Annotated in this window: 15 protein-coding genes; 6 read left to right on the top strand and 9 right to left on the bottom strand. The window is 69.4% G+C overall.

The window, feature by feature from the left end; all coding sequences use genetic code 11:
* Window positions 1-23 precede the first annotated feature (23 nt).
* Window positions 24-10,433 (bottom strand): calcium-binding protein, encoded by a 10,410-nt coding sequence (locus tag IEZ09_RS28565; RefSeq protein WP_189256875.1) that lies wholly within the window; start codon window positions 10,431-10,433, stop codon window positions 24-26.
* A gap of 191 nt (window positions 10,434-10,624) precedes the next feature.
* On the bottom strand, window positions 10,625-11,557 hold the full coding sequence (locus IEZ09_RS28570) for a D-2-hydroxyacid dehydrogenase family protein (RefSeq protein WP_189256876.1): 933 nt from the start codon (window positions 11,555-11,557) through the stop codon (window positions 10,625-10,627).
* A gap of 25 nt (window positions 11,558-11,582) precedes the next feature.
* Between IEZ09_RS28570 and IEZ09_RS28575 the strand changes: the two genes are divergently transcribed.
* Entirely contained in the window at window positions 11,583-12,038 is a 456-nt protein-coding gene (locus IEZ09_RS28575) for a DUF3291 domain-containing protein (protein WP_189256877.1), read from the top strand.
* Here IEZ09_RS28575 and IEZ09_RS28580 read toward each other — a convergent pair.
* Window positions 11,998-12,561 carry a TetR/AcrR family transcriptional regulator gene (locus IEZ09_RS28580; RefSeq protein WP_189256878.1) on the bottom strand — a complete coding sequence of 188 codons (564 nt, stop codon included), beginning with the start codon at window positions 12,559-12,561 and terminating at the stop codon, window positions 11,998-12,000. The two genes, IEZ09_RS28575 and IEZ09_RS28580, sit on opposite strands and share 41 nt — an antisense overlap.
* 53 nt (window positions 12,562-12,614) lie before the next feature.
* Here IEZ09_RS28580 and IEZ09_RS28585 point away from each other — a divergent pair, with 53 nt between their 5' ends.
* Entirely contained in the window at window positions 12,615-13,016 is a 402-nt protein-coding gene (locus tag IEZ09_RS28585) for a hypothetical protein (RefSeq protein WP_189256879.1), read from the top strand.
* On the opposite strand, the gene IEZ09_RS28590 is transcribed toward IEZ09_RS28585, so the two are convergent.
* The 3 genes from IEZ09_RS28590 to IEZ09_RS28600 form a co-directional block, all read right to left on the bottom strand.
* Window positions 12,997-14,127, bottom strand: coding sequence for a lipase family protein (locus IEZ09_RS28590; protein WP_189256880.1), 1,131 nt, complete (start codon window positions 14,125-14,127; stop codon window positions 12,997-12,999). The two genes, IEZ09_RS28585 and IEZ09_RS28590, sit on opposite strands and share 20 nt — an antisense overlap.
* Window positions 14,128-14,205: 78 nt before the next feature.
* Entirely contained in the window at window positions 14,206-15,303 is a 1,098-nt protein-coding gene (locus IEZ09_RS28595; protein WP_189256881.1) for a calcium:cation antiporter, read from the bottom strand.
* A 130-nt stretch (window positions 15,304-15,433) separates the two neighbouring features.
* A complete protein-coding gene (locus IEZ09_RS28600; protein ID WP_189256882.1) occupies window positions 15,434-15,826 on the bottom strand; it encodes an SSI family serine proteinase inhibitor in 393 nt (130 codons plus the stop codon).
* A 244-nt stretch (window positions 15,827-16,070) separates the two neighbouring features.
* Here IEZ09_RS28600 and IEZ09_RS28605 point away from each other — a divergent pair, with 244 nt between their 5' ends.
* Together IEZ09_RS28605 and IEZ09_RS28610 are read left to right on the top strand one after the other, a co-directional pair.
* Window positions 16,071-16,658 carry a D-alanyl-D-alanine carboxypeptidase family protein gene (locus IEZ09_RS28605; RefSeq protein ID WP_229813037.1) on the top strand — a complete coding sequence of 196 codons (588 nt, stop codon included), beginning with the start codon at window positions 16,071-16,073 and terminating at the stop codon, window positions 16,656-16,658.
* 91 nt (window positions 16,659-16,749) lie between these two features.
* Window positions 16,750-17,367 (top strand): TetR/AcrR family transcriptional regulator, encoded by a 618-nt coding sequence (locus IEZ09_RS28610; protein ID WP_189256883.1) that lies wholly within the window; start codon window positions 16,750-16,752, stop codon window positions 17,365-17,367.
* A gap of 51 nt (window positions 17,368-17,418) precedes the next feature.
* On the opposite strand, the gene IEZ09_RS48305 is transcribed toward IEZ09_RS28610, so the two are convergent.
* Entirely contained in the window at window positions 17,419-17,745 is a 327-nt protein-coding gene (locus tag IEZ09_RS48305; protein ID WP_368856197.1) for a pentapeptide repeat-containing protein, read from the bottom strand.
* A gap of 52 nt (window positions 17,746-17,797) precedes the next feature.
* Here IEZ09_RS48305 and IEZ09_RS28620 point away from each other — a divergent pair, with 52 nt between their 5' ends.
* Together IEZ09_RS28620 and IEZ09_RS28625 are read left to right on the top strand one after the other, a co-directional pair.
* Window positions 17,798-19,213 (top strand): vWA domain-containing protein, encoded by a 1,416-nt coding sequence (locus tag IEZ09_RS28620; RefSeq protein WP_189256885.1) that lies wholly within the window; start codon window positions 17,798-17,800, stop codon window positions 19,211-19,213.
* Between the two features lie 34 nt (window positions 19,214-19,247).
* Window positions 19,248-19,751 carry a COG4315 family predicted lipoprotein gene (locus tag IEZ09_RS28625; RefSeq protein ID WP_189256886.1) on the top strand — a complete coding sequence of 168 codons (504 nt, stop codon included), beginning with the start codon at window positions 19,248-19,250 and terminating at the stop codon, window positions 19,749-19,751.
* On the opposite strand, the gene IEZ09_RS28630 is transcribed toward IEZ09_RS28625, so the two are convergent.
* On the bottom strand, window positions 19,748-20,389 hold the full coding sequence (locus tag IEZ09_RS28630) for a response regulator transcription factor (RefSeq protein WP_189256887.1): 642 nt from the start codon (window positions 20,387-20,389) through the stop codon (window positions 19,748-19,750). The genes IEZ09_RS28625 and IEZ09_RS28630 overlap by 4 nt on opposite strands.
* The gene (locus tag IEZ09_RS28635) at window positions 20,386-22,275 is read right to left on the bottom strand and encodes a sensor histidine kinase (protein ID WP_189256888.1); all 1,890 of its coding nucleotides are present in this window, start codon (window positions 22,273-22,275) and stop codon (window positions 20,386-20,388) included. The genes IEZ09_RS28630 and IEZ09_RS28635 overlap by 4 nt, the downstream gene beginning before the upstream one ends.
* Window positions 22,276-22,408 lie beyond the last annotated feature (133 nt).

A 22,408-nucleotide genomic window follows, 5' to 3' on the forward strand; every position in this document is an offset into this window, starting at 1 on the left:
TCGGTAACTACCGCTAGCTCCTTTCAGTCGGTGCAGGAGACCGGTGAGTCGAAGTGGCCGGGTGTCGTCGGGTAGGCGGGGCCGGAGCCGTGGGCGTTGTTGTCGGCCGCGTACACCAGCGCCAGTTCCCGGAACGCCGAGGTGCCGCTGGTCAGAGCGTCGTTGACCGTCTGGCCCGCGCCGGTGCCCCACGCCAGTCTCTGCAGGAAGGTCTCCATTCCGGGGCTGCGCTGACGGATGTCGTTGTAGCCGCCGTACGAGGCCGGGCAGTGGGTGTAGAGGTTGTAGGCGCCGGTCCAGTCGATCAGGCGGTCGCCGGGGTTGGGGCCGTTCTGCGCGCGGTCGGCCTGGAGCACGTCGCGGTCCCAGCCGCCGTAGATCCAGTCGGTGCCGTCGTGGTGCTGGTTGTCGGCCAGCGTCGCGGGAACGGCAGGGTTGTCGTTGGCCTTGTCGGTCATCTCGAACCACAGGCACGGGTCGATGGCGCCGTCGCCGAGCGTCACCGGCCACATGCCCGGCGCGCAGTTGCCGGGGTACGCGCCGCGCGGGTTGAAGTCGAGCACGTCGGACCCGAGTGCGCCCTGCTGCGAGGCGGTGGAAGTGCCGCCGACGCCGCCGAAGGTGTGGTCGATGAACCTGTCGTTCGTGCCGCGCGAGGAGGCGTCGAACGTGCCGTTGTTCAGGCAGTCCGGTGTCTGAGCGTTGACCACGGGGTCGCAGCCCTTGCCGCCCCACAGGACGTCCGCGCCGTCGCCGCCGAACGTCTGGTCGCCGCCGCTGTCGCCGTTGGCCAGGTCGTCGCCGAAGCCGGCGTGGATGTTGTCGTTGCCCTGGCCACCGCGCATGCGGTCGTTGCCGCCCTCGGTGATGCCGTCGTGCGGCATGGCCGGTGCGGTCGGGCCGCCGACGAACTGGTCGCCGTTGACGTCGTGCAGCAGGTCGACGCGGCGGTCGTAGGAGTCGGCGCGGAAGCCCGTGTAGTTCTCCTGCGGCACCGAGTTGAGCTGCACGGTGAAGCCGCGCGCGGCCACGTCGTTGGCGTTCATGTACTCGTTGACCACGCCACCGCGGTCGCCGAGCATGGCGTCCTCTCCGTCGCCGCCGAACATCACGTCGTCGCCGAGTTCGCCGTACATGTCGTCGTCGCCGTTTTGGCCGTGCATGGTGTCGTTGCCGTCCTGGCCCCACATGCCGTCGTTGCCGTCGTCGCCGTACATCGTGTCGTTGCCGAACGCACCGGCTGCTTCACACGTGGCCTGGGCCGTCGTGCAGAAGCGTGTCGACGGGCCGATGTCGGCGATGCGCGACACCGTTGCGTTGGACGGCACGGCACCGGACTTGTAGCGCTCGGTGTAGACCTGCTCGGTCATCGACCCCGGCTGGCCCTGGAGCGTGCGCTTCAGGGAACCGTTGTCGCCGAGCTGGACGTCGTCCTCGCCGTTGCCCTCGAAGGCGTCGTTGCCGTCGCGGAAGCCCTGGACGGTGCTGCCGCCGATCATGTCGTCCTGACCGTCGGGTGCGGTGCCCACCAGCTGGTCGGGCCCGCTGGAGCTGCCCGGCCAGTTCGCGTCGTTCAACGGCACCACGGTGGTCTCCGACGACGGCGAGCCGAGCCCGCGGTCGCCGCGCAGCACGTCGTTGCCGCCGTTGCCCTCCAGGTAGTCGGCGTTGCCGTCACCGGTGAGGAAGTCGCCGCCGTCCTGGCCCCACACCACGTCCACGCCCGAGCCACCGGACATCCGGTCGTCACCGAACCGGTCGGCCGGACCCGGCTGCAGGTCGTAGCGCTGCACGATCCGCGGCGCCATCGGGTTTCCGCCCGACGGAGCGAGGCGGATCGTGGCACGCGTCGGGGTCTCCCCCGCCGCCGGGCGCAGCACGACGCCGTTGTCGCCGATGGCGACGTCGTTGCCAGGACCGCCGAACACGGCGTCCGAGGCGTCGAGCTGGCCGACCGTCGTGTCACCGGCGCCGGAGAGCGAGGTGCTGCTGCCGCCGACGAGGTCGTCGTCACCGTCGTCGCCCTCGATCCAGTCGACGCCCTGCGAACCCTCGACGTAGTCGTCGGAACCGTTGCCCTTCAACCGGTCCGGGCCCGCCTGGCCGAGGATCACGTCGTTGGCGTCGTCGCCGTCGACCTCGTCCGGGCCGGACGAGTCGGCGTGCGGGGTCAGGCCGAGGTCGTACAGGACGATCGCGCGAGCGGTCAGGCCGCGCTCCTGCACGATCCGGTGCGGCGCTCCTCCGCGCACCAACCGGCCGTTGTCGCCGAGGACGACGTCCTGGTCGTTGTTGCCGTGGATGACGTCACCGGCGTCCGGCTGGCCCACGCCGGGTGAGTCCTCGGTCGAGCTGCCGCCGACGAGGTCGTCCTGGCCGTCGTTGCCGTCGATCTTGTCGCGGGCGGGGCCGCCCTCGGCGTAGTCGTCGGCACCGTCACCGGTGATGGTGTCCTCGTCACCCTGTCCGTAGATCACGTCGGACTCGTCGCCACCGCTGATCTTGTCCTTGCCGGACGTGCCGGCGGCGGGCGTGTAGCCCAGGTCGAGCAGCTCGACCTTGTGCGCCTTGGCGAAACCTCGCCCGAGCGTGACCGGCGTGGCCTGCGCACCGTCCACAAGGGACAGCACCGCGTTGTCACCCGCGATCAGGTCGGGACCGGTGTCGCCGAACAGCGTGTCACCCGCGTCCGGACGACCTGCACCGGACGCGATCTCGGAGCTGCCACCGATGATCCGGTCCTCGCCGCCGTCACCGTGCACGACGTCGTCGGCGTTGTTGCCCTCCAGGTAGTCGTCCTTCGGACCACCGGACATCTCGTCGTGCGCGAGACCGCCAAACTCGCGGTCCTCGCCGTCACCACCGAAGACGAAGTCCGCGCCACCAGCGGCGGCGTTCGCGCCGTCGAGGTCGAACGGCCCGTCGACGCCGTTGTCGCCGATCACGATGTCGTTGCCCGCGTCGCCGTAGAGGAAGTCGCCGACGTCGGGCTCACCGGCCTTGCGCGTGCCGCCGATGACACGGTCGTTGTCCGCGCCACCGAACGCGCGGTCGACACCGTTGTTGCCCTCGATGACGTCTTCCTGCGCGCCGCCGTACAAGGTGTCGCCGTCGTTGTTGCCGTAGACGAAGTCCTTGCCCGCGTCGCCGTACGCGATGTCCTTGCCGCCACCGCCGTAGATGGTGTCGTCGTCGTTGCCTCCGGCCAGCACGTCATCGCCGAGCTGACCGCAGACGCGATCGGCACCGGACTTGGCGTCCGCGTTGTCCGCGGCACCACCGGCGGCGACGATCTCCACCCCGGTGCCACCGGTGATGAGGTCGCGGCCGTCCTGGTTGTCCTCCGGCTCACCCGGCGGCATCGACGCGGGGTTGTCGCTCGGCGGTGTGCACGGGTTGGCGTGCTTGTCGCCGAAGATCTCCGCGCCACCGTCACCGCCGATGACGTGGTCGTTGCCGTACCCGCCGACCAGCAGCTTCGACGACGGCGTCACACCGGTGGGCAGGACGCGGTGCTTGACGTTGCGCACCGGCCCGAAGACACCGCTGCCGGCCTGGTCGCCCACGTCGGACGGTTCCGCGATGACGTAGTCGTCGTGCGGACCGCCGAACACCTTGTCCTTGCCGTAGCCGCCCGTCAGCACGTCGTTGTTGCCGCCACCGCGGATGTCGTCGACCTGCTCCTTCAACGAGTGGCCGGTCACGAAGTCCACGCCCTGGCTGCCGTACACGGTGTCCGAACCCGTGCCGGTGTCCACGACGTTGACCGCGTCCTTGGCGTTGTCGCCGTTGACGCCCTTGTCGGCGGGGCCGTGGTCGTCGACGCCGGTCTGCACCTCGGTGCCGGTGTAGATCGTGTCGTTGCCGGAGCCACCGGAGATCCGGTCGCTGCCGGTGCCGCCGATGATCACGTTGGCCTGCGCCACGTACTCCGGCTTGCCGGGGTTGGTCTCGGCCAGCGGGCTGTCGGAGGCGATGCCGATGTTGTCGTCGTCGGCGCCGCCGTCGATCCGGTTCTTGCCGAGCCCCGCCGCGATCCGGTCCTTGCCGGAACCGCCGGACACGACGTCGTCGGCACCACCGACGGTGATCACGTCGTCGCCGTCACCGCCGTCGACCGTCGCGGTTCCCTTGCCGCCGAACGCGGCCGCGAGGTCGCCGGTCGTGATCTGGTCCTTGCCGGGGCCACCGTTCACGACCGACCTGCCGATGCCGGTCTTGATCGAGTCGTCGCCCTTGCCGCCGGTCACCTCGACGTCCTTGTCGAACGGCTTGGCCTCGGCCTTGGCGTCGTTGGCTGCACCGCTCTTGTCGCCGTCACCCTGGAAGACGATGATTCGCTTCCCGATGTCACCGGTGGCGTTGCCGACCACCTTGGTGAGGTTCGCGTCGCGGTGCTCCTCGCGGAAGCCCAGCGCGCTCACGGCGAAGCCGTCGAACCCGCCACCCGGCTTGACCAGCTGGGTGATCGTCCACTTCTCCTCGTTCTTGTTGTCGGTCCACGCCGAGTTGGCGCGCTTGCCGATGTCGCCGTCACCCATGTGCAGCACCAGCGTCGAACCGTCCTTGTGCGCGAGCACGGGTGGCGGCGGTGTGCAGTTCGGTTTCACCGAGAAGTCGAGCAGCGTGATGTCGGCCAGCGTGAAGTCGAACGACACGCTGAAGATCGAGAACCCGAGGGTGATGTACACCTTGAGGAACAGGCTCAGGCGTCCGTCCATGTTGAACAGACACATCGGGTTGTTCAGCGCCACCTTGGAGAACTCGAAGAACCGGAACTTGCCGTCGTTGTTCGGGTCCGCCCAGGTGAGGTTGATCGTCAGCGCGACGCCGCCCTTGATGCCGACCTCGATCAGCACCACGCTCACCGCCGCGCCCGCGGCCAGTTCACCGCGGAACGTCACGACCGGCAGCGGCTTGCCCGCGTCGTCGGTCGTCACCAGGTAGATCGAGTCCAGGATGGACGCGGCCTTGCCCGACTCGATCGCCTTGCGCAGCCCGTAGGTGTCGAAGCCGGCACGGAACCGCGCCTCGACCGACGCGCTGCCGGAGATCGTCACCAGCACCGGCGGCGGCGCGTACACCGGGCCGAACGACTGGCTGTAGGAGAAGCCCAGGCGCAACGGACCGGAGTCGAACCTGATCAGGTCGACGTCCTGGCCCATGATCAGGCCGAAGAGCTTGGCGGGCTCCTTGAGGATCGGGAACGTGAACCCGGCCGCGTTGCCCTCCGCGCCGTCGGACACGATCTTCGTGCTGCCACCGGCCGACGCGTCGATCTTCGCCGCCAGATCGCCCGGCGCGAGGTTGATCTTGTTCGGGTCGATCAGCGACGCGGCGTTGTCCGGCGAGTTCGTCGTGGTCTTCGCCTTGTCGCCGAGCACGCTGAAGCTGCCGATGTCGACCGCCCCGCCGTTGTTCGCGATCTTGCTGATCAGCTGGATCGCTCGCAGGATCTTGTCGACGAACTCGAGGTCCGGCCCGCCCGCGATGGTCGAGAACTCCTTGGCGATGGTGACCAGGTTGACGTCGCCACCACCGACCGCGCGCGAGAGGTCCGACAGCACCGGGATCGGCGCGTAGAGCTGGTCGATGATCGGCTGGATCGGCTTGGTGAACAGCGCGATCTTCTCGACGATCGGCTTGAGCACCTCGCCGAGGAACTTGCCCGCGTTCAGCTGGACGTTGTTGAACGCGATCTCCGGTGTGCCGTCACCTGGCTTGCCGCCGAACGCGTTCCACTCCCACTTGAGGTGGAACCAGCCGTTGATGCCGGGCAGCGGTCCTGCGCTCACGTCGAAGTCCCAGTCGATGCCGACCTTGGCCTTCAGCGACACGCTCGCGACCTGGCCGATGTCGGCGAGGTCGGCCAGCGTGATCCGGTCGTCGTTGGCAGGCCCGCAGTTCTCGTAGCAAGCCGCCTGCCCCTTCTTGTGCAGGTCGACGACGAACGTGCCGGCGAAGAGGTCCGTCGCGCCGCCCGCGTGCTGCTTGAGGTTCACGTCGAGGAACGCGAGCCGCGCCTTCATGTTGTCGGGCAGCGTGAAGCTCAGCTTGACACCGAGCTCCGGGTTCGGGCCGTCCTTGGTGGCCACGAAGAACCCGCTGCTCTTGTCGACGCCCACCTTGACGTGCAGGTGGTAGGCCAGCGCGGCCTTCATGTTCGGCGCGCCCTCCGCCGCCTTGAGCGACAGACCGGGAATGCCGATGTCGAGCGGGCTTTCCGGGGTCAGCGTCTCCTTGTCGCAGTCGTTGCCGAACACGTCGCCGTCGCACACGTCGAACGTGAACGTGGCACCGGTGATGTCCGCGAGCGACGCCGCCCCCGGGCAGTCCGTCAGCTTCGGGTTCGAGGTGGCCGGCACGTACGCCGCGCCGTTGGGCAGGTTCTTGTCGTCGAACTGGACCTGGTCGCCGGCGATGTCACCCTTGATCACGACCCAGTTGTTCGTGTTCGGGTCGGTCTTGCGGATGATCTTGTAGCCGGTGGCGTACTGCGACTTCGTCCACGTGATGCGGTTGAAGTTGTCGTTGGTCAACGGGTCCGCGCCGTTGGTCACCTCCGCGACCGCGGGTGGCGCGTCCTTGCCCTGAGCCGTCGCGACGACGCCGTAGACGTACTTCTTCGACCCGGTCGTGCCCTGGGCCGTGGCCTTGGCGTTGGTCGCGGGCGCCAGCGTGGCGTCACAGGTGAAGCCGACCGTGACCGCGCTGCCGACCGCGGGCTTGAGGTGGTCGTTGACCCACGTCTGCAGCTCGCCGGTGTTGTTCACCCGGCCACCGCCCGGCAGCTTGGTCATCGCCTCCTGGATCTTGGCGCGCAGCTGCCCGAACTTGTCGGCTCCCTGCTGGATGTCGTCCCCGACGAGCGGCAGCTTGCCGTCGAACGCGGCGGTGCGCAGCGCGCGTTCGATCATCGCCAGGTACTTCTCGATGCCGTCGCCGAACTGGGAGAAGTCCAGCAGCGCGTCGAGAATCTTCTGCCCGATGTCGGTGGGCATCTCGAACCGCTTGACACCACCCGGCAGGTCCGGGCTGAACGAGAACGCCTGGTCCAGGTCGCTGACCTGACGCGGCAGCCGGACGATGAACGAGTCGCCGGGGCTCGACAGCTTGGTCCAGGTGACGTTGTCGGAGCTGACGAACACGGGCATGACCGCGCACAGCGCGAGGTCGGTGCCCTGCGCGGGATCACCAGCGCACGTCACCGGCTGGTTGTCGCCGTTGAGGGTCAGCGACACGCCCTTGACGAAGTCGCTGAGCGACACCGGGTTCTGCCCGCTGTAGCCGAGGTGCGCGTTGTAGTGCGCGTTGGCGACGGCCTTCTCGGTGCCCTTCGGGTTGCCGAGCGCGATGGACAACGGCCCGACGGAGGACTTCACGACACCGGTGATCCCACCGTGCGCGGTGAGGTCCACAGTGGAGTTCGGCAGCACCTTGAGCGCGCCCGCGTTGGCGGGGCCGTCGCCTGCCTCCAGCGGCAGGACGAACCCGATCTTGGTGGAGCCGGTCAGCGCCAGGTTCGCGGTGGCCTCGCCCTCGGCGCCGACCAGGGACCGCGGGGTGCCCTTGTCGTCGGTGAACGAGAACCGCACCGGCTGCGAGGTGGCGACCTTCCGCTTGACGTCGACGTTCAGCACGATCGACGGCTTGGTGTCGACGACCTGGTAGGCGAACGAGATCCCGCTTCCGCTCGGCAGCGCGGCGTTGAGCTGCGCGACGAGGTCCTGCAGGTAGTCCGGCGGTGCCGCGGTCAGCCGGTCGACCGCGTCCTCCAGCGGGCTGCGGAACGCGTACGCGGTGCCGTCGGAGGGCACCTGGCCCCACGGTTCGGCCAGCAGCACGCGGTTGTTCTGCGGGTCGGCCGCCAAGATCACCGCGACCTGGGTGCCGACCAGCACGGCCCGGCCCTGCAGGTCGGCGCCGAACGCCTTGTCGCCGGTCCTGCTGTCGTCGCGCAGGAAGCCGACGCTCTTGCCGTTGAGCGTGGTGTTGCCGTACTTGCCCGTGCCGGTGTCGGCGCTGCCGAGCAGCTCGGACAGCGACTTGCCGACGACCGGCAGTGGGGTGGTCAGCGTGTTCTTGACCTTGCCGTCGCCCTCGACCGCCTGCAGCGAGCCGTTGAGGACCTGCAGCGCCTTGATGATCTGGCCGAACATCGCGCGCGGGTTGTTCGGGTCGAAGTCGAACGCCTTGGCCCTGTCGAGCGCGTCGAGGCCGGTGAACTGGACGTTCGTCGGCTCGGTGATGTCGGGCATCGTGACGCCGACCTCCACCGGCCCGCCGAAGAAGTTCTCGATGCCGGGCACGTCGAGCTTCACCTTGCCCGTGGCCTTGGCGCCGACCGCGACGGTGAGCAGGTTCTCCGGTTCGAGCGCCGGGGTGTCCGGGTTGTCGACGACCTTCGCGAAGATCTGCGACAACGGCAGGTCGCCGTCGGCGTCGCCGAGCTTCTTCAGGCTGATCGACAGCATGTCCGCCGATCCGTCCTTTGTGGACATGTGCAGGTCGCCGGACAGGTGCACCTTGAGGTAGCCGACGCTGCCGTTGACGTCCACGTTCGTGTCGACGTTGGCCGTGGCTCTGAGCAGTTGGCCGCCGGTGCGCAGCAGGAACCGGTCCGGCGTGCGGGGCAGGCTGGACACCAGGGTCGTGGTGCCGTCGGGGTTCTTGTCGGCGAACGGGCAGCCGCTGGTCGCGGCGTCCGGGTCGAGGGGCTTGCACGCCTCGCCCTTGATCGGGTCGCGCAGGTCGAGCACGAGCGTGGCCTTGGCCTCGTAGGACGGCTTGACCGTCGCGGTGGCGTTCAGCGCGTTGGCGTCCTTGAGCCCCTTGCCCGCGAAGGTGTCGCCGAACGTGACCTGACCGGTCATCGGGTCCGGCGCGTTGACCTTGTACGGCGACTTGTCGAGCGGCTTGCCGCCCTGCCACGGCTCTTCCAGCGTGATCTCGTCGGCGGTGTTGCTCTTCACGACACCCTGCGAGGTGCCGGCGGACACGATGCGCCCCTTGAACGAGTCGACGAGCCACGGCTTGGTCTTGTTGACGTGCTTGAGGGTCGTGTCGGTGTAGGTGACACCGTCGCCCTGTCCGGAGGTCAGCTCGGCCACGACGTCCAGCGGCTTGCCGTCGCTCGGCGCGTCTTCCTTCATGGTGAGCGTGAACTCGAGCTTCTTCACGTCGTCGCGGTAGTTCACGCCCGACACCGAGATCGGGGCGACGTTCAGCTTGGTGAAGAGCTCCTGGACCGAGCTGAACTTCGGCAGCCCGGCCTTCGCCGGGTCCTCCTCGGGCTTGAACACGTTGGCGTCGACGAACTTCGCGAGCGCGCTGCCCGCCTTCACCGCGTCGGCGACCGTGCCGCGCATGAACGGCAGGTTCACGTTGCCGACCGGGTCGGCCACCGACCCCCACTGGGCGCGCTGCACCGCGTCGATCGAGTTGACCAGGTGGCTCAGGCCTTCGAGCAGGTCGCGCGGGCTGAGGGTGGTGAAGCGGTTGAGCTGGGCCAGGTCCGGGCCGGTGACGGTGATCGACGGCGCGCCGCTCGCGATGTCGGGCCACTGCACGCCGATCGTGCCGGTGAGCCCGCCGACGTTCGCGCCGGCGAGCTGCTGGGAGGTGAACTTGAGGCTCGCGTCGACCTTGCCCGCGGGGTTGCCGAGACCGATGTGGAAGAGCCCGGCCGCGGCGCCCTGCTCGGTGATCTCGGTCAGCTTGCCGTCGCCGTTGGGGTCGTCGGCGGACGCGGTGATGTTCGCCTCGACGGTGACGTGGCTCGCGCCCTTGTCGAGGTCGACGCCGAGGATGCCGAAGCCCGCGGTGGGCACGGCGTCCGGGTCGAGCTCGCCCTTCGCGCCGACGGTGAACTTCGGCGAGTCGCCGTCCTTCACCAGCCAGAACGACTTCGTGGCGTCCTGGTAGGCGAAGTGGAACTTGGCGTCGAGCGTGAACGCCACGTCCACGGCGCCAGACGTGGTGAAGCTGACCGACGGGTCGGCGACGCCGATCGGCTGCTTGTCCGCCACGGTCGTGACGTGCAGGGTCGCGTCGACGCGTTTGATCCCGTTGGCGTCACTGGTCTGCACGGTCAGCGTGCCCGGCCGGGTGCCGCCGAGCTGGTAGGTGCCCGCGAGGTCGGGGAAGTTCTGCTTGTCCTTCAGCGGGTCGTGCACCGTCTTGGCGACGAGATCGCCGAAGCCGAGCGCGGCGCCGGGGCTCACGCCCAGCAGCGGCAGCGCCTCCCCCAGCTTGCCCACGGTCGCGAGCTGTTCGGAGAAGTCGCCGAACGCGCTGATCCCCGCGAGGATCTTCTGCACGTCCTCCGCCTGGGCCACCGCGGGTGGGCTCACCGCCGCCAGACCCCACAACGCGAGTGCGCCGCTGGTCAGAACCGCCGTCGTCCGCCGTCCGATGCTCCGCGAAGACCGCATGGCCTACCCGCCCTTCGGCGTAAGGCCCCCGACGCCTCGTTGCCAGGTATCCGATGTGGAGCGACGCAGCGCACAGCTGTGCCGCCACTGCGAGAAGTCGCCGGTCCGGATGGAGGCGTTACCGCTGCGACGACGAGACGTCGGCCTATCACCCGTTCAGCCGCCGGGTGCTCTACCGGGAGTGGGTCCGGTTACGACAGTTCACGGACGGGCTTGCCACGGAGGAACGCGTGGATGTCCTCCACGGCCTCGGTGAAGTACGTGCGGTAGTTCGCCTGCGTGACATAGCCGAGGTGCGGGGTCGCGAGCACGTTCGGCAAAGTCCTGAGCTCGTCGTTCAACGGCAGCGGCTCGACCTCGAAGACGTCGAGGCCGGCGCCCGCGATCCGGCGCTCCCGCAACACTTCCAGCAGGGCGGCGTTGTCCACGATGGCCGCACGGGACGTGTTGATCAGGAACGACGTGGGCTTCATGGTGGCGAGCGCGGCGGCGTCGACCAGACCCCGGCTGCGGTCGCCGAGCACGAGGTGGAGGGACGCGAAGTCGGACTGTCCGAGCAGGTCGTGCAAGGAGGACGCGAGGCGCACGCCCTCGGCGTCCGTGCGCTCGGCGGTCAGGTTCTGGCTCCACGCCACGACGTCCATGCCGAACGCCTTGCCGATGCGGCCGACGGCCCTGCCGAGGTTGCCGAAGCCCACGAGGCCGAGGGTGGCACCGGCGAGGTCGACGCCGACGGTGCTCTGCCACGGGCCGCCGGCGTGGAAGGCCGCGTTCTCGACGGCGACGTGCCGGGCGAGGCCGAGGATGAGCGCCCACGTCAGCTCGGTCGGCGGGGTCTTCGCGCTGCCGGTGCCGCAGACCGTGACGCCGTGCTCCCTCGCGGCTTCGAGGTCGATCGAGGCGTTGCGCATGCCGCTGGTGACCAGCAGCCGCAGCTTCGGCAGCCGGGCGAACAGGGACGCGGTGAACGGGGTGCGTTCGCGCATGATCACCACGCACTCGGCGTCGGCCAGGGCGTCCGCGGGATCGTCCAGGTGTTCGCGCAGGACCGTCACGTCGAGCCCCGACCAGTCCGCGTTCGCGAGAGCCACACCCTGGTAGTCGTCCAGCACCACGCACCTCATGGGCTGATCATGTCAGAGTAGGGGCATGGGGGACTTCCACCTGGCCCAGGCCAACATCACGACCGGGCGCTGGCCGTTCGACCACTGGCGGATGCGCGGGTTCACGAGCAGGGTCGACGCGATCAACGACCTCGCGCAGCGGGCCCCCGGTTTCGTGTGGCGGCCGACGTCGGAGCGGATGATGGAGGACCTGCGCCGGCTGGGGCGCGATCCGATGCTGGAGGCGTTCAACCTCAGCGTGTGGGAGTCGGTCGAGTCGTTGTGGGCCTTCACGTTCGGCGGCCTCCATCTGGAGGCGGTGAAGCGCAGCGCGAAGTGGTTCGACCCGGACACCGCTCTCGACGTGATGTGGTGGGTGCCCGCCGGGCATCAGCCGACGACCGAGGAGGGGCTCGCGAAGCTCGACCTGGTCCGGCGTGAAGGCCCGACGCCGGAGGGCTTCACGTTCCGGCGGAGGTTCCCGGCGCCAGAGCTCCTCTGACGATGATCTCCAGCAGCGGCCGGGGATCGACCTCCTCACTCCTCGCGAAACGCTGCAGGAACAGGCCCTGGAAGCACGCACCGATGGCGTCCGACGCCGCCACCGGATCGCGCGCGCCGAGGCGGGCCAGTGCGGGCACGAGCATCGCCATCATCACGGCCCGGCCGCTCAGCAAGGCCTGCCGGATCCGTTCGTTGGCCGCGGACTCCATCCACAGCACCATGCGCGCGGTGGTCGTGACCTCGTTCGGTCCGGTCATGAACTCGTACAGCTGACAAAGCTCGTCGACGAGGTCTTCCGCCGATTCCGGTGTGAGCGCCGCCTCGACGACGGGGACCTCCCTGGCCAGCATCGCGTCCCCCACGCCGTCGAGCAGCGCCGCGCGGGTGCGGAAGTAGTTCGACGTCGAACCCTTCGGCAGCCCGGCCTTGTCGTCCACGCGAGCGTGCGTCAGCCCGCGCAACCCTTCCGTGCCGAGCAGTTGGATCGCCGCGGCCAGAGCACGGTCCCTGTTCGAGGTCACAGCGTCACTATAAACGTAGTGACTTGACACTACGATCGTAGTACCGTCGGACCATGACAGCGACAATCGCGCTGGTCGGGTGGATCCTCAACATCGTGGTGGGGCTCGTACTGCTGGCACGGCTGCTCAGAGCACGAAGACCGATACCGGCCCTCGCCTACTACCACGTCGTCACCGCGGTCGTCGGGCTCGGCATCTGGATCGCGTTCATGGCAGCGGGTTCACCCGTGCTGGCCTGGATCGGGTTCGCCGTGCTCACCCTGCACAACACGTTCGGCGACACCCTGATGGTGAGGGGCTGGCGCAAGCGCAACCCCACCGCAGGGGGAAACGCCTACTTCCAGGCGGTGAAGTCACTGCTGAAGAGGCCACTGGCGCTGGCGCACGCGTGGATCGCGCCAGTGGCCTGGTTCCCGGCCCTCGCTGCCGCGGTGATCAGCAGTTGGGGTGCGTGACCTTCCCGGCGAAGCGGTCACCGAGCCAGTTCAGGGCGTTCGAACCCCACGCGCTGACAGCGGCGACGTGACCGAGCAACGGCAGCGCGGTCCACTGCACGTCAGCACCGAGGCCGCACCACTGCGACCGCAGCTTCTGCCCGACGGAGAACGGAATGAGCTCGTCGATCGTGCCGTGGTAGAGGTAGACGGGCGCGGCGGGCTTCACCGCACCGAGCGTGTTCTCCACCAGCCTCTTCTGCCACGCCGCGTCCTGGATCACGTCCGGCCGCGTGGTCAGCGAGTTCAACCGCGTGAACGGCGCCACCAGGGCGATCTCGGCGACGCACGAGTTGCGGATCTGCTCGACGACCTGCTTGCCGCGCTCGTTCAGCACCTCGGCCAGCGGCAATTCGGGATAGGCCGCCGCGTACCCCGCGGCCGCCGCGAACACCAGCCCCGAACCGGCGTTGCCGTCGTTGAACTTCGCGACCGCGTTGAGGTCGGCCGGCACACCACCGGCCGCGACACCGACGACGTTCAGCTCCGGCGCGTAGGCCTTCCACTGCTCGGCGGCGGCCGACGCGGCCTGACCACCTTGCGAGTAACCGAAAACGCCGACCGGGGCGTTCGCCGACAGACCAGGGATGTTGCTCGCGGCCCGTGCCACGTCGAGCAGCGCCCTGCCTTCCGACCGGGCCACGGCGTAGGTGTGATCTCCTGGCGTGCCAAGGCCTTCGTAGTCGGTGATCGCGACGGCCCAGCCGTTGAACATGGCCTGCGAGAGGAACGCGATCTCGACCTCGGTGCCGTTCTGCAACTGCCGCGAGGGCGCGCACCGGTCGGCCATGCCCTGCGTGCCCATCGCGTACGCGACGATCGGGCGCGGGCCGTTGGTCCACGGCAGCGGCGAGACGAGGACCATGCCGGACACGACGTTGCCCGTGCCCGTCGCGGACGTCGAGCGGTAGCGGATGTCGTAGGCCTTCACGGGAGCGGGCAGCAACCGCAGGGGCTCCGGATGCCACGCCACCTCCTGACTGCTGACCAGGTCGCCCGGTGCGGCCGCGGCAGCGGGTGTGACCAGGGCTGATAACAGGAGAACGGCGGCAAGCACGGTGCGGAGCTGCATCGTTGGACCCCTTTGTGGTAACCGGCGTTACCGCAATGTAGGGCCGAACGTCGTAACGTGGCAATAGTCTCTTCGGGTTTATGGATTCACGGCGAGGAACAGGAAGGCCGCCAGCAGCACGAGGTGCACGCCGCCCTGCAGCCGCGTGGCACGACCGGGCACCACGGTCAACACGCTGACGAGAACCGTGAGCAGCAGCAGGACCATCTGCATCGGACCGAGTCCGAGCAGCAACGGTCCGTCCAGCCACACGGTGGCGAGCGCGATGGTCGGGATCGTGAGGCCGATGCTCGCGATCGCCGAGCCGTAGCCGAGGTTGAGGCTGGTCTGGATGCGGTCGCGCAGCGCGGCTCGTGCGGCGGCGATCGTCTCGGGCAGCAGCACCAGCAGGGCGATGACGACACCGACGAACGACTGCGGGAAGCCGGCGGCCCGCACGCCCGCCTCGATCGCGGGCGACTCGATCTTCGCGAGGCCGACCACTGCGACGAGGGCGACGAGCAGCAGGCCGAGGGAGGCCAGGGCGGCCTTGCCGGACGGTGCCTCGGCGTGTTCTTCGGTCTCGATCACGCCGTCCTCGGTGACGGGCAGGAAGAAGTCGCGGTGCCGGACGGTCTGCGTGAACACGAACATCGCGTACAGGGCGAGGGACGCGAGCGCGGCGAACGCGAGCTGCGGGCCGGAGAACTCGGGGCCGGGCGTGGTCGTGGTGAACGTCGGGAGCACCAGCGTGAGGGTGGCGAGGGTGATCACGGTGGCGAGCGCGCCGCCGCTGCCTTCCGCGTTGAAGAGGGTCGTGCCGTGCTTGAGGGCGCCCAGCAGCAACGCGATGCCGACGATGCCGTTCGTGGTGATCATGACCGCGGCGAACACGGTGTCGCGGGCCAGTGACGAGGCTTCGGGGCCGCCGGACACCATCAGCGTGACGATCAGGGCCACCTCGATGATCGTCACCGCGACCGCGAGGACCAGTGAGCCGAACGGCTCCCCCACCCGCAGTGCGACGACCTCGGCGTGATGCACGGCGGCGAGCACCGTGACCGCGAGGACGACGGCGACCAGCGCGACGAGCACCGGTGCGAGGTCACGTCCCCAGGCCAGGGCGAGCAGCAGCACGCCGAACACCGGGGCGATGGTCGTCCAGGACAGCAGCGGGAAGCGCGAGGTGGCGGCCATGATCACACCTTCGCACGCCCGGCAGCGCCTGCGCCATTCGGCTCACAACGGATTTCGGTACGAGAAAATGTACGGCGGAGCGCCCCTGCCGCGCCCCGCCGCACATTATTTCCGGTGTCGTGATCGAGTCCTAGAAATCGAAAACGGCACCGGTGTGCGCCAGCATGACGCACGAGTTCGGGTAGGTCTGAACCTCCGAGACGGGCTTGCCTCGCCAGAAGCCGAACACGGTGACCTCGACCGGCGCGTAGATGAACGTGCACGCGCGGTCGTCCGAGCGCATGGCCTGCAGGTCGGCCCCGGTGGACGCCAGGGTGGCGCAGGCCTGGGCCCTGCGCGGGTGGGAATCGCCTGGTTCGCAGGTCAGGACGGTTGCCTTGAAGGCGTTGTCCTCGATGTCCGAGTACTGCACCGTGAGCAACAACGCGGTATCCCCTCCTGCGGCAGGAGCGGCCTGCGCGGTGCCGGTGAACGCGAGAGCTGACACGGACAGAGCAACGATCGCAAAAATGCGGCCGAACATGAAAGCGGTCCTCCTGAGACCTCACGAAAACGGGCTGGTTCTCAGCCGCCGGAGATGTTGCCATCATGTTTCGTCGCCGCGAAAGGGGCCAGGATCTGTTCACCGATCACATTTGTCCGCTCCGCCGAAAGCGTGATTGGGCCAAATGGATGTGTTCTCCGCCACGCGAGCGGGGACACACCTGCCGACAGACTGTTACGGGACGCTGACAGACGCCGTCGCGCGCGGACGTATTATTCGATTCATGTCTAAGACCTCCAGACGCGTCGCGTTCGGCGTGCTGCTGATCGTCACACTCGTGGTTTCCGCCGGCGGCGCGCTGGGATACCTGGGCAGATTGACGCTCGTGTTCGACCGGCACCCGGGAAAGCCGCTCGCGATTCTCGAGGAGGTGCCCGGCCCGCCGGACGGGCCGAAGTGCGCAATCGACGCTCGCTACCTCGACGAGTCGCCGGAAGGCCTGCGCCCCGAGGTGCTGCAGGCGTGGAAGTCGTTGCGCGCCAAGGCCTCTGAGCAGGGCGTTCAGCTCTGCCTGAACGACGGCAAGCGCAGCAGGCAGCAACAGCAGCAGGAGTTCGACGACGCCGTGCAGAAGTTCGGCACCGCGGAACTCGCCTCGCGTTATGTGCTGAACCCGCCGGACCGGTCGATGCACGTCCGCGGATTCGCCGTCGACATTCAGCCGATCGAATCAGCAAAATGGGTCGAGAAAAACGGCAGCACCCTAGGCTGGTGCCGCCGTTACGAAAACGAGCAGTGGCATTTCGAGTACAACACCGCCTACTCCACGGGCGGCTGTCCTCCGCTGGAGAAGAGCGCGACCGGCAGCTGAGCGCCCGTGCAAAGGTCTAGACGCCTGGGGTGCGCGCGAGGTTGCACCGACGTAATCTGACAACGCCGATTACCGGATTGGAGTCCGTCCCGTGGCCCGTGCCTACGCCGGTGTGTCACCCGAGCAGCGCAGAGCAGAACGCCGCGCCCGGTTGCTGCAGGCAGGCCTCGCCCTCTTCACCACCACGGGCTTCGCGGCCACCAAGATCTCCGAGCTGTGCACAGAGGCAGGCGTCTCCACCCGCAACTTCTACGAGGAGTTCGGCTCCAAGGAGGACCTGCTGCGCGAGCTGCACGACCTGATCAACGCCACCGCGTTCACCGAGGTCCGCACCGCGCTCACGTCGCTGGAGACGGCCGACGTGCGGACCAGGATCACGACGCTGCTGGACGTGTTCGTGCGCGCCGTGACCGCCGATCCCCGTGCGCCGCGCCTCAACTACGTGGAGGCCGTCGGGGTGAACGCGGAGATCGAGCAGCAGCACGTGCGGTGGGTGAACACGTGGGCGGAGTTCATCGAGTCGGAGGCACTCCGCGCGGCGGCGGCCGGGGTGGCGCCACAGCGGTCGTACCGGCTCACGGCGATCGCGCTGGTGGGGGCGATCACCGGGTTGCTGCGGGAGTGGCAGGCGCACGAGCCGCCGCTCGCGGTGGACGAGATCGCCGCGGAGATTCGCGAACTCATGCTGGCGGCGATCACTCGGCCGTAGGCTCGCGCAGGGCCCCTCACAGGGGGTTCGGCAAAGTCGGATTGGTGCTGGTCAGGGGTGGGTGCCGAGCAGTGTGAGGGGTCGGGTGAAGCCTCGGCTGGTGTGACGCAAGCAGGTGTGACGCAAGCAGGTGCGGCACAGGCAGGCGCGACACAAGCAGGCGCGGCACAGGCAGGCGCGACGCAGGCAGGTGCGGCGCAGGCAGGTGCGGCGCAGGCAGGTGCGGCGCAGGCAGGCGCGACGCAGGCAGGCGCGACGCAGGCAGGCGCGACGCAGGCAGGCGCGACGCAGGCAGGCACGGCACAGGCAGGCACGGCACAGGCAGGCGCGGCACAGGCTCGCGCAGGGGTCCCCTCCGAGGGGGTCCCCTGCTTTCATTCTCCCAGACAGCACCGACAGTTTCGGCGAGCACGAGGTGGGCGTGCGCACGGTGACCAGGCTCGTCACAGCGGCTGCGGTCGTGGTCGGCTACGTGGCGGCCCTTCTGACGATCTTCGCGGGTATCGACCTCCGCGAGGCCGTCGAGTTCGACGACGCTCCCGCTCACCTCGCCGCCTTCCGCCAGGCCCTCGACCGCGCCGACGACAGCCAGGTCTCCGAGGAGTACCTGTGGTTCGCCGACCGCGCCCCTTCGCGCAGCAGCTCCCGCGCCTCGATCTCCCTCGCGACCGGTGCCGCCCACGACGGCGAGTTCGACCTCGCCACACGGTTCGTCGGCGACGTGGAAGCGAACATCGAGGAAGACCGCAGCGTCCTCCACGCCGAAGCAGCAGCATCGTGGGGGCGCGCCGTGCCGTGGCTGGTCGTCGGCGCGATCCTGGCCGCCATCGCAGTTGTCCTGCGCCGGCGACAACGTCGGGCCAACGCCGAGGTCGTCGCGCTGGTCAGCCATTACGTGCCGCCACGTCCCGCGTGGCGGCGCCCGGTGTTCATGGTGGTCACCGGCATCGGCTACACGCTGCTGGTGGTCGGTTTTCTCGCGGTCGTCGCGGCCACCCGCGCCAACGAACTCCCGTGGGCTGCACGGGGTGTCATCCTCATCATCGGCGTCATCGCGCTGCCCATCGCCTACTACGTCCTGCGCTACTCACGACCACGCTCGGCGAAGGGCGCGGCGGAAACGCTCAGGGACGACTCCCGCAAACCCGTGCTCTACCTGCGCGGTTTCGGCGACGACCCGGACTCCGCCGTGGTGGACGAGCTGCCGGGCGCGTTGTCGGCGGGACTGCTCAGCGTCCACACGCGCGAGGAGCAGCTCATCGGCGCGCTCGGGGCGTTCGGTCCGGTCATCGCCGTGGGCAGGCCGGGCGAACAGCTCCCCCACCTCGGCGCGGCGCGGTTCTACCTGCCGGGCGACGACTGGCAGCCGGGTGTGCTGAAGCTGATGGAGCTGTCGCAGCTGATCGTGTTGCGGCTCGGCGAGGGCGACGGGTTGTGGTGGGAGGTCGATCAGGCACGGGCGACCCAGCCGCCTGGCAAGCTCGTGCTGCTCATGCCCGGCGGCAGGCCTGATCTCGCCGAGCGCCTCGACGAGCACCTGCCGACACCGGCGAAAGTGGCGGTGACCGACGACAGGTGGACGACCGCCGTGATCGTCTTCGACCGGGACTGGACGCCGCGGGTGCAGCCGGTCGGGCCGTTTCCCGGCGAGCGGAACAGGTACGGCGCTCCGGCCTTCTACGTGGCCAGGGCAATGCAGAAGGCGTTGCGGGAGATCGGGTCGCGCAGGCGGGCGATGGGCTACCGGATCAACAGCAGGATGCTCGTCACCTACGGCAAGGTCCTGCTGCTGGTGCCCGCGCTGTTCCTGGTCGCCGGGGTGCTCAGGCTGATCTTCCTGTGGTGAACCGGGGCGGGGCCCGTGGCCGTAGTCCCCTGATGTGATCCGTTTCGCCGTTTTCGCACTGGTTCTGCTGCTCGGTGCCTGCTCCGCGGAGGCGGAGCCGGAGGAGACCGCCACGCTGGAGGAGCTGGAGGCCGCCTCCGGTCCCGTGGCCGGGCCCACCCCGGTGCTGCCGGGAGACATCGCGAAGCTGCGGGTCGAGCAGTCGGCCGCGGCCGGCCCCGTCGTCGCCGACCGGGACCACTACACGCTCTACTTCCACGAGAAGGACGGCACGAATCCGCCGTCGTCGACGTGCCTCGACGCCGAGTGCACGCTGGTGTGGGTGCCGTTGCTGGCCGCGGGCGGCAAGGTCGAGGCACCCGAGCTCGACCCCGCGCTGATCGGCACGTTCAAGCGTCCCGACGGGCTCGAGCAGGTCACCATCGGCGGTCACCCCGTCTACCGCTACGTCGACGACGAGCAGGCGGGCGACACGGCGGGGCACGGGGTCGACGGCCGGTTCGCCATCGCGCCGAACGGGGCCAAGGCGACCCGTTAGCGGCCCAGCCCGGCGTCGCGGGCGCGGATGATCGCGGCCGCGCGGTCGGCCACCTGGAGCTTGGCGAAGATCGCGGAGACGTTGTTGGCCACGGTCTTCGCCGCCACGCCCAGCTTCGCCGCGATGGCGCCGTTGGACAGGCCCGCGGCGAGCAGGTCGAGGATCTGCCGTTCGCGCGCGGTGAGCTCGGGGAACGGAACGTCCGGTGTGGACGATCCGGTCAGGAAGCCGAGCACGCGCTGCGCCACGGCCGGTCCGAAGATCGCCTCGCCGGCCGCGACCGCGCGGATGGCCCTGGCGATCTCGTCCTGCTCGGCGCCCTTCACCAGGTAGCCGCGGGCGCCCGCGCGCATGGCCGCGAAGACCGAGTCGTCGTCGGAGAACATCGTGAGCACCAGGACCGCGACGCCCGGTGCGGCACGGGCGATCTCCTTGGTCGCGGCGATGCCGTCGAGGTCGGGCATCTGCAGGTCGAGCACCGCCACGTCGGGGCGGGTGGTGACAACCTCGCGGACCGCCTCACGTCCCGTCGCGGCCACCCCCGCCACGACGAAGCCGTCCAGCGAGGTGAGCAACGCGCTCATGCCCTCGCGGACGATGGGGTGGTCGTCGGCGATCACGACGCGGATGTCGGTCACGGCACCTCCACCGGCAGGCGCACCCGCACACGTCCTCCTTCGGCCGTCGGTCCGGCCTCGAACCCACCGCCCAGTTCGGCGGCCCTCTCGCGCATGGCCAGTATCCCGACGCCCGGACTCCACGGGCCGTTGGGCGGTCCGTCGTCGGTGACCTCCACTTCCAGCTCTTCAGCACACCGCAGCCGCACCACCACCGAAGACGCGCGAGAGTGCCGGACCACGTTGGTCAGCGCCTCGGTCGCGATGCGGTAGGCGGCGACCTCGACCGCGGCGGACAGCGACGGAACTGTCTCGGGGACGTCCAGCCGCAGCTGCAGCGGCGAACGCACCAGGTGTTCGGCGCGCTGGCGGAGGGCGCCGAGCAGGCCGAGCTCGTCCAGCGCGGGCGGCCGCAGGTCCTCCACGATCCTGCGCACGTCGGCGATCGCGGTGCGCACGTCCGCGCTGACTCCCGTGATCAGCGTGCGGGCGCGCTCGGGGTCGGTGGCGAGCAGGTTCTTGGCGGCGTCCGCGCTGAGCGCCACGCCGGTCAGCGTCGGGCCGAGGCCGTCGTGCAGGTCGCGGCGAAGGCGGCGGCGTTCCTCTTCGCGGGCGGTGACGAGGCGTTCTCGTGACGCCTGCAGCTGCGACGACAACAACGTCGCGTGCACGGCCACGGCCAGAGGAGCCGCCACGAGGCTCAAGACGTTGCGATCGGCCGCACCGAGCGAACTCTCGCCGGTCCGCACTCCCACGTGCAGTTCGCCGACCACGGCGCCGTCGTACTCCAACGGCACCACGACCACGTTCTCGGGCCGTGTGCCGTCACTGGCCAACGAGACACCGCCGGCCATCAGCGCAACATGCGGCACACGCAACGCAACCCGCACGGCGGACACGACACCGTCCAGCCCGGCCCCTGCCAGATGTTCGCCCACGCGCGAGACCACGCGGGCCGGATCGCCGCGATCGCCGTAAAGCGCGCGGTCGACGAGCCGTTGCAAGCGCGGCAACACCGGCGCCACCAGCAACGCGACCACGACCGTCGCGACGACCGAGCGGCCGAGCTGCGCGGACACGAACCGGTCCAGCAGCGCGACCAGCACGCCGTAGACGACCAGCACCACCGCCGACAAGAGCAGCCACGCCAGCACCCGCGAGACCACGAGCCTGATGTCCAGCAGCTGGTGCCGCACGATCGCAATGGTCACCGCGATCGGGATCAGCGGAATGGCGAGCAGCACGAACACCGGCGTGCCCGCGACGAACGACCACGGCACGACGAACACCGCCGCCACCGAAGCCGCCAGCAGCAACCACAGCACCGAGTCCTCGCCCCGCCGGTACCGCACCGCGAGCGCGACGATCCCGGCCAGCAGCGCCGCCAGCGTCCGCAGCTCCGACACGATCCACAGTGGACCGAGCGCGGCGAACCCCGGCAGCGTCAGGTAACCGGGACCGGCCGGATCCGCCGCCACCTCGACCACGAACAACGGCGCCGTCACCACGATCGCGACCGCCACCGGCCGCCAGCGCCGCGACGGCAGCCGCCCGTCCGGGAAGAGCAGGAGCGCCATCGGCAGGAACAGCCCGATCGACCACGGCCACGCGTACGCCGCGATGGTGGCGATCAGCCGGTCGGCCATGAACGGCGCACCCAGCGCGGTGGTGCCGTGCCCGAGCCCGTCGGCGAGGAACAGCCAGCCGATCGGGTTGCGCGGCCGGTGCCAGGCGAGGATCGCCCCGCAGACCGCGAACGTCAGCGCCATCGCGGAGTTGGTGACGACGAACGCGTCCAGCGCCTGCTGCCACGTCCAGCCCTGCCACCACACGATCACGACAGCGGCACCGGTCCCGGCCACCACGAGGGCACCGAGACCGGACGCGAGCACGCGGCCGAGAGTCATGCCGGTAAGTGTGGGGCGCGGGGCGCCTGCTGTCCCGGGAAGGCGTTCCCGGCACGTCCGGGAAACCTCCTGCCCCAGCCGGATCACGCACCCCTGACCGAGGAACACCCGTAGAACCACAGTTGCCTCCAAC

The sequence above is a fragment of the Lentzea flava genome (assembly GCF_014648475.1).
Classification (GTDB): domain Bacteria; phylum Actinomycetota; class Actinomycetes; order Mycobacteriales; family Pseudonocardiaceae; genus Lentzea; species Lentzea flava.

Bases quoted from the DNA above. Each gene is read 5' to 3' on its own strand.
- IEZ09_RS28565 (WP_189256875.1), bottom strand. From the start codon at position 10,433: ATGCGGTCTTCGCGGAGCATCGGACGGCGGACGACGGCGGTTCTGACC.
- IEZ09_RS28570 (WP_189256876.1), bottom strand. From the start codon at position 11,557: ATGAGGTGCGTGGTGCTGGACGACTACCAGGGTGTGGCTCTCGCGAAC.
- IEZ09_RS28575 (WP_189256877.1), top strand. From the start codon at position 11,583: ATGGGGGACTTCCACCTGGCCCAGGCCAACATCACGACCGGGCGCTGG.
- IEZ09_RS28585 (WP_189256879.1), top strand. From the start codon at position 12,615: ATGACAGCGACAATCGCGCTGGTCGGGTGGATCCTCAACATCGTGGTG.
- IEZ09_RS28590 (WP_189256880.1), bottom strand. From the start codon at position 14,127: ATGCAGCTCCGCACCGTGCTTGCCGCCGTTCTCCTGTTATCAGCCCTG.
- IEZ09_RS28595 (WP_189256881.1), bottom strand. From the start codon at position 15,303: ATGGCCGCCACCTCGCGCTTCCCGCTGCTGTCCTGGACGACCATCGCC.
- IEZ09_RS28600 (WP_189256882.1), bottom strand. From the start codon at position 15,826: ATGTTCGGCCGCATTTTTGCGATCGTTGCTCTGTCCGTGTCAGCTCTC.
- IEZ09_RS28605 (WP_229813037.1), top strand. From the start codon at position 16,071: ATGTCTAAGACCTCCAGACGCGTCGCGTTCGGCGTGCTGCTGATCGTC.
- IEZ09_RS48305 (WP_368856197.1), bottom strand. From the start codon at position 17,745: ATGAAAGCAGGGGACCCCCTCGGAGGGGACCCCTGCGCGAGCCTGTGC.
- IEZ09_RS28635 (WP_189256888.1), bottom strand. From the start codon at position 22,275: ATGACTCTCGGCCGCGTGCTCGCGTCCGGTCTCGGTGCCCTCGTGGTG.